Source organism: Dyella sp. 01N36 (assembly GCF_056399745.1).
In genome coordinates, this window is sequence record NZ_JBFTRY010000187.1 from 1 (window position 1) to 6,405 (window position 6,405).

General features: G+C 63.5%; 4 protein-coding genes. All 4 read left to right on the forward strand.

The annotated features are described in order from the left end of the window. Positions 1–326: 326 nt before the first annotated feature. The 4 genes from AC1DMG_RS18500 (at position 327) to AC1DMG_RS18515 (ending at position 5,860) form a co-directional block, all read left to right on the forward strand. Positions 327–1,913: an electron transfer flavoprotein-ubiquinone oxidoreductase gene (locus AC1DMG_RS18500; protein ID WP_441604996.1), complete on the forward strand. Its 1,587-nt coding sequence runs from the start codon at positions 327–329 to the stop codon at positions 1,911–1,913. Positions 1,914–1,965: 52 nt separating this feature from the next. Further along, the gene (locus AC1DMG_RS18505; RefSeq protein ID WP_477180877.1) at positions 1,966–4,053 is read left to right on the forward strand and encodes a glycosyltransferase; all 2,088 of its coding nucleotides are present in this window, start codon (positions 1,966–1,968) and stop codon (positions 4,051–4,053) included. A gap of 93 nt (positions 4,054–4,146) precedes the next feature. After that, positions 4,147–4,893 carry an electron transfer flavoprotein subunit beta/FixA family protein gene (locus AC1DMG_RS18510; RefSeq protein ID WP_441604991.1) on the forward strand — a complete coding sequence of 249 codons (747 nt, stop codon included), beginning with the start codon at positions 4,147–4,149 and terminating at the stop codon, positions 4,891–4,893. Between the two features lie 22 nt (positions 4,894–4,915). Further along, entirely contained in the window at positions 4,916–5,860 is a 945-nt protein-coding gene (locus tag AC1DMG_RS18515) for an electron transfer flavoprotein subunit alpha/FixB family protein (protein ID WP_441604992.1), read from the forward strand. The last annotated feature ends 545 nt before the right edge of the window (positions 5,861–6,405 follow it).

Sequence of the window (6,405 nt, forward strand, 5' to 3'; positions counted from 1 at the left end):
GTCTCGGCCAGCCCCTGTGGCTGCACGCGTCTCGGCCAGCCCCTGTGGCTGCACGCGGTCCACCGCCAGCCAGTGCAGCAGCTGGCACATGGTGGCGCGACGCAGGTCAAGTTCGCTGATCGGGGGCTGCAAATTCATTCTTTCTTCCCTGGGTCGCTTTTGGGGGGATTATCGCTATCACACATGAAGGGTTTGCAAGGATTCGGCCACCGTTGCCCCCAATGGCCCGAACCCGGACAATGCCGGATTACCCGTACCGTACGTCAGAGAACGGTAGGCATGCCGTACAAGATCAGCTGGAGTGAGCCGTGAGCGACCGCGAAATCATGGAATACGACGTCGTCGTCGTTGGCGCAGGCCCGTCCGGCCTCGCGTTCGCCATCCGTCTCAAGCAGTTGCAGCCGGAAACGAGCGTGTGCGTGATCGAGAAGGCCTCGACCATCGGAGCGCAGATCCTCTCCGGCGCGGTGATCGAGCCGCAGCCGCTTGACGCCCTGCTGCCCGGCTGGCGCGACAATCCGCCGCCGATCTGCGTGCCCGCCACCGAGGATGAGTTCTGGCTGCTCAGCAAGACCGGCGGCCGCAAGCTGCCGGTGCCCCCGGGCATGAACAACCACGGCAATTTCATTGTTTCGCTGGGCGCCATGTGCGCCTGGCTCGCGCCGCAGGCCGAAGCGCTGGGCGTGGATGTGTTTCCCGGTTTTGCCGCGGCCGACACCGTGTACAACGACGACGGCTCCGTCGCCGGCGTGCGTATCGGCGACATGGGCGTGGCCAAGGATGGTTCGCACAAGGCAGGCTACACGCAGGGTATCGACATCAAGGCCAAGGTCACCGTGCTCGCCGAAGGCGCGCGCGGCAGCCTGACCAAGCAGCTGATCAAGCGCTTTGCCTTGGACAAGGACAGCGACCCGCAGGGCTACTCCATCGGCATCAAGGAACTGTGGCAGCTGCCGCCGGGCCGCGTGCAGCCGGGCAAGATCGTGCACAGCTTTGGCTGGCCCGCCGACAATCACACCTATGGCGGCAGCTTCCTCTATCACCTGGACAAGGATCGCATCGCGCTGGGCTATGTCAGCGGCCTCGATTACAGCGATCCCAACTACCAGCCGTGGGAAGCGTTCCAGCAGTGGAAGAACCATCCGTCGGTAAAGTCCTTGCTGGAAGGCGGCAGCATCCTTTCCGCCGGCGCACGCGCCATCGTCACCGGTGGCTACCAGTCGCTGCCGAAAGTTGAAATGCCCGGCGCCCTGCTGATCGGCGACACCGCCGGCCTGCTCAACGTGCCCAAGATCAAGGGTACCCATCAGGCGATCAAGAGCGGCATGCTCGCCGCCGAACACCTGGTGGCCAACCAGCTGAACCCGGCCGGCTTCGACGCCAGGCTGCGCGCGTCGGACGTGATGGCCGAGCTCAAATCGGTCCGCAACATCAAGCCCGCGTTCAAGAAGGGCCTGTGGTTCGGCATGTTGAACGCCGCATGGGAAACCGCGCTGCGCGGCGCCTCGCCGTGGACGCTCAAGAACAAGGCAGACTGGTCCTCGCTGCACAAACTGGGCGAGTACGAAGAGCCCAAGCGCGATTACGTCCAGCCGCGCGAACTGCCACCACGCGACCGCCTCGCCGGCGTCTACTTCGCCGCCACCGAACACGACGAAGACCAGCCCATCCACCTGCACGTCGCCGACACCAACGTGTGCGTGACCCAGTGCGCCGTGGAATACGGCAACCCGTGCACGCGTTTCTGTCCCGCGGGCGTCTATGAAATCGTCAGCGACGACGCCGGCAAACGCCTGCAGATCAACGCCGCCAACTGCGTCCACTGCAAGACCTGCGACATCAAGGATCCCTACCAGATCATCAACTGGGTCACTCCGGAAGGTGGTTCGGGTCCGAATTATCAGAATCTCTAATCCTGGTTGCTCGTCATGACAGCCGCCCGAGCGACTTTGAAGTGAATCATCCATGCCGGTAAGCAATATCCATTGGCGGCTTCGGCGCCTGCGCTATCTCCTGCACCGAGTAAAGGGGAGTTTTGCGCAACGAGGCGTGCAGGGAACGCTGGCGCGCATCACCCAGGAATTCAAGCGCTATCCGGCACAAGACCAGGAACTTGAGCTGGGGCTCCTCGACGTACCTTTTCAGCCGTTCTCGCTGCCCTCCAGCGACAAGCCTGTTGTCTCGGTGCTCATTCCCGTCTACGGCAAACTGCAGTGGACGCTTGCCTGCCTGCGATCGATCGCCAGGCACGGGGCCGACACCGCCTTCGAAGTCATCGTGATTGACGACGCATCGACCGACGGTAGCGCCGACGTCCTGTCGCAGATCGAGGGCTTGCACGTCCTGCGCAATGCCAGGAACCTGGGCTTCGTCGGCAGCTGCAACGCGGGCGCGCAGGCGGCGCGCGGCGAGTTCCTGCTGTTCCTGAACAACGACACTCAGGTGACCCCCCACTGGCTGGATGCGCTCGTCCAGGCGTATCGCGACGAACCACACTGCGGCATCGTCGGTAGTCGCCTGATCTATCCGGATGGCCGGCTGCAAGAAGCTGGCGGCCTCGTGTACTCCGATGCCAGTGCCTGGAACGTTGGCCGCTTCGAACGTCGCGATGACCCTCGCTACATGTTTCGTCGCAACGTGGACTACGTGTCCGGCGCCTCGCTTCTGATCGCGCGCGGCCTGTTCGATCAGGTGGGCGGCTTCGACAGCCGCTACGCGCCAGCCTATTGCGAAGACATGGACCTGGCGTTCGGCGTGCGCAAGGCCGGCCTGCGCGTGATCTACGAACCCGAAAGCCTGGTTGTGCACTGTGAGGGCATCAGCTCAGGCCTGGATCCCTTCGCTGGCGTCAAGCAATACCAGACCCTCAATCGCCGCAAATTCGTCGAGAAATGGGCCGAGGCGCTCCAGCACCAGCCTGCGCCCGGGACGCCGATCAATCGTGCGCTGGAGCGTGGCCGCCCGCACATTTTCATCATGGATGCGCTCACGCCCGATCCCACCCGCGACGCAGGCTCGCAGCAGCTCTACAACATCATGCGGCTACTGCGTGACATGGGGTGGCGCGTCACCTTCATGGCGGACAACCGGCAATCCTCGGAAAAGGAAATACGGACGCTGGGACGACTTGGCGTGGAGACCCTGTGCAAGCCTCATTCGCCCTCATTGCTGGAATGGCTGAAGCGCGAAGGCAAGCAACTCCAGGCCGTCATGCTGTGCCGCTATTACGTGGCCGACAGTCATCTGGCACTGATCAAGCAGCTCGCTCCGAACGCCACCTTGCTTTACGACACGGTGGATCTGCATTTTCTGCGCGAACAGCGCGCCGCCGAACACACCGGCAACGCCTCGCTAGTCAGACAGGCCAGCGCGTCCAAACAGCGCGAATACGCCCTGATCCGTGCCTGTGATGCGACCTTCGTGGTGAGTACGGTCGAGCAGGATCTGCTGTTGCGTGACCTGCCGGGTGCAAACGTCCTGTTGCTTCCGAACATGCATGACGTCRAGGGTAGCCAACGGCCATTCGCCGAGCGCCGCGATGTGGTCTTCGTCGGCGGCTTTGGTCATCCGCCCAATGAAGATGCCGTGCGTTGGCTGGTGTCCGAGATCTGGCCGTTGGTTCGCGCGCGCCGCAATGATCTGACGCTGCACCTCATCGGCGACATGCCTGAAGCCGCCAGGCAGGAGTTCGCCGGCCATGGCGTGGTCACTCACGGCCGGGTCGAGAGCCTGGATGAGTGGATGAACGGGTGTCGCATTGCGCTGGCCCCGCTGCGCTACGGCGCGGGCGTGAAAGGCAAGGTGAACACCGCCATGAGTTATGGCTTGCCAGTCGTGGCCACCCCGATTGCCGCCGAGGGCATGCGTCTTGAGGACGGTATCAACGTACTGCTGGCCGATGGTGCCTCGGCGTTCGCCGAGACCATACTGCGCCTCTACGACGACGAAGAACTTTGGAACAGGCTCTCCACGGCCTCCGCGGCGCACGTCTGGCGCCATTTCTCCTTTGACATGGCCAAAGCGACACTGCAGACCGCTCTGGCACACTCGTGACGCCCCTCCCGGGCGACTTCAAACGATCGTTTTAGGTCAGGTACAATGGCCGTTCCCCCAGTCGGGGTGGCTTTAGCATCAAAGGACTCGCAGATGAAGATTCTGGTTGGCTACAAGCGTGTCGTGGACTACAACGTCCGCATTCAGGTCAAGCCCGATGGCACGGGCGTGGTGACGGATGGCGTGAAGCTCTCCGCCAACCCCTTCGACGATATTGCGCTGGAAGAAGCGCTGCGCCTTCGCGAAAAAGGCGTCGCCGAGGAAGTGATCGTGGTGGGCATCGGCCCGGCCGACCTCACCGCCCACCTGCGCAACGGCCTGGCCATGGGCGCGAACCGCGCCATCCATGTGGTCACGACCGATGCCGTGCAGCCGCTCACCGCCGCCCGCATCTTCCAGAAGCTGATCGAGAAGGAACAGCCGGGCCTGGTGATCCTGGGCAAGCAGGCCATCGACGATGACGCCAACCAGACCGGCCAGATGCTCGCTGCGCTGTGGGATCGCCCGCAGGCCACCTTTGCCAGCAAGGTCGAGATCGCCGGCGGCAAGGTCACGGTGACCCGCGAAGTCGATGCCGGCCTGGAAGTGATCGAAGCGGAACTGCCCGCCGTGATCACCACCGACCTGCGCCTCAACGAGCCGCGCTTCATCAAGCTGCCGGACATCATGAAGGCCAAGTCCAAGCCGATCGACACCATCGAGTTCGGCTCGCTGGGCGTGGAAGCCAACGATCATCTCAAGACCACGCACTACGCCGCGCCGGCCAAGCGCAGCAAGGGCGTGATGGTCAAGGATGCGGCTGAACTGGTCGCGGCGCTGAAGCAAAAGGGGCTGCTCTAAGCAGCCTGAGGGAGATAACGACATGTCCAAGATCCTCGTCATCGCCGAACACCTGAACGGCAAGCTCAACTCCTCCACCGCCCGCGCCGTGAGCGCCGCCGCTTCGATCAAGCCCGAATCCATCGATGTGCTGGTGCTGGCCGACAACGCCGACGCCATCGCTGCCGATGCCGCCAAGATCGACGGCGTGAGCCGCGTGCTCACCATCGCCCGCGCCGAGAATGCCCACCCGCTCGCCGCCGTGCTGGCGCCGCAGATCGCCAAGGCCGCCGCCGGCTACAGCCACGTGTTCGCCCCTTCCACGACCTTCGGCAAGGACGTGCTGCCCCGCGTAGCCGCCCTGCTCGGCGTCGCCCAGGTGAGCGACGTGATGAGCGTGGAAGGCAGCCATACCTTCAAGCGCCCGATCTACGCCGGCAACGCGATCATCACGGTGCAAGCCGACGCCGGCAGCACGGTCGTCGCCACGATTCGCACGGCCTCGTGGGCCGCCGCGGCGAGCGGCGCAAACAGCGCCCCRGTCGAGGCATTGAGCGTCGACGCCGCCCTGCCCTCGCACACCCGCTTCGTTGAACTGCAGTCGGGCAAAAGCGACCGCCCGGACCTGCAGAGCGCCAGCAAAGTCGTCTCCGGCGGCCGTGGCGTGGGCTCGAAGGAAAACTTCGACATCATCTACAAGTTTGCCGACAAGATCGGCGCCGGCGTGGGCGCCTCGCGCGCCGCCGTCGACGCCGGCTACGTGCCGAGCGACCTGCAGGTAGGCCAGACCGGCAAGATCATCGCGCCGGAGCTGTACATGGCCATCGGCATCTCCGGCGCCATCCAGCATCTCACCGGCATCAAGGACGCCGGCACCATCGTCGCCATCAACAAGGACGGCGAGGCGCCGATCTTTGAGATCGCCGATATCGGCCTGGTGGGGGATTTGTTCAAGATCATCCCGGAGCTGGAACAGGCTATTGGCTGATTGGCACTGCCATGATGGATGCGTTTGCCCGCGTGCTTCGCATCCATCAGGCATCAAGAAATCGACCGCCCCCTAGTGGCGTTGCGCGTCTCGCGGGCCACCGTGGCGCCCTTGGTGCTATCCATACCAGGCTCGAACATCTTCTCGACAACAGGCCAGCCTTGCGCCTGGGCATGCGACAATTCCGACCTCATTTCGATGACGTCGAGCAGCTTTCAATCATGGAATCCATGCAGCGGGTCTGGCGATACGACACGTTGATCCGCTTCGAGCAGCATATGCATACCGAAACAGTGCTCGAGTGCACAATCGGTGACGCTGGTGATCGGGCCTATCATCGGCCTGTCTCGAGCAAAGGCTAGAATGCTGCCGCCATGACGCATCCCTGCCCTGTTTGCCTAAAAACCCAGACGACCGAACCATTTCGCGACGTCGACGGTTTCCCTTATTTCTCCTGCAAAGCCTGCGACTCGATCTTCATCGAACCGCAAGTCCTCGCAGACATGGACCGCGGCGTCTCCCCCCGGGACTACGACCTCGACTAC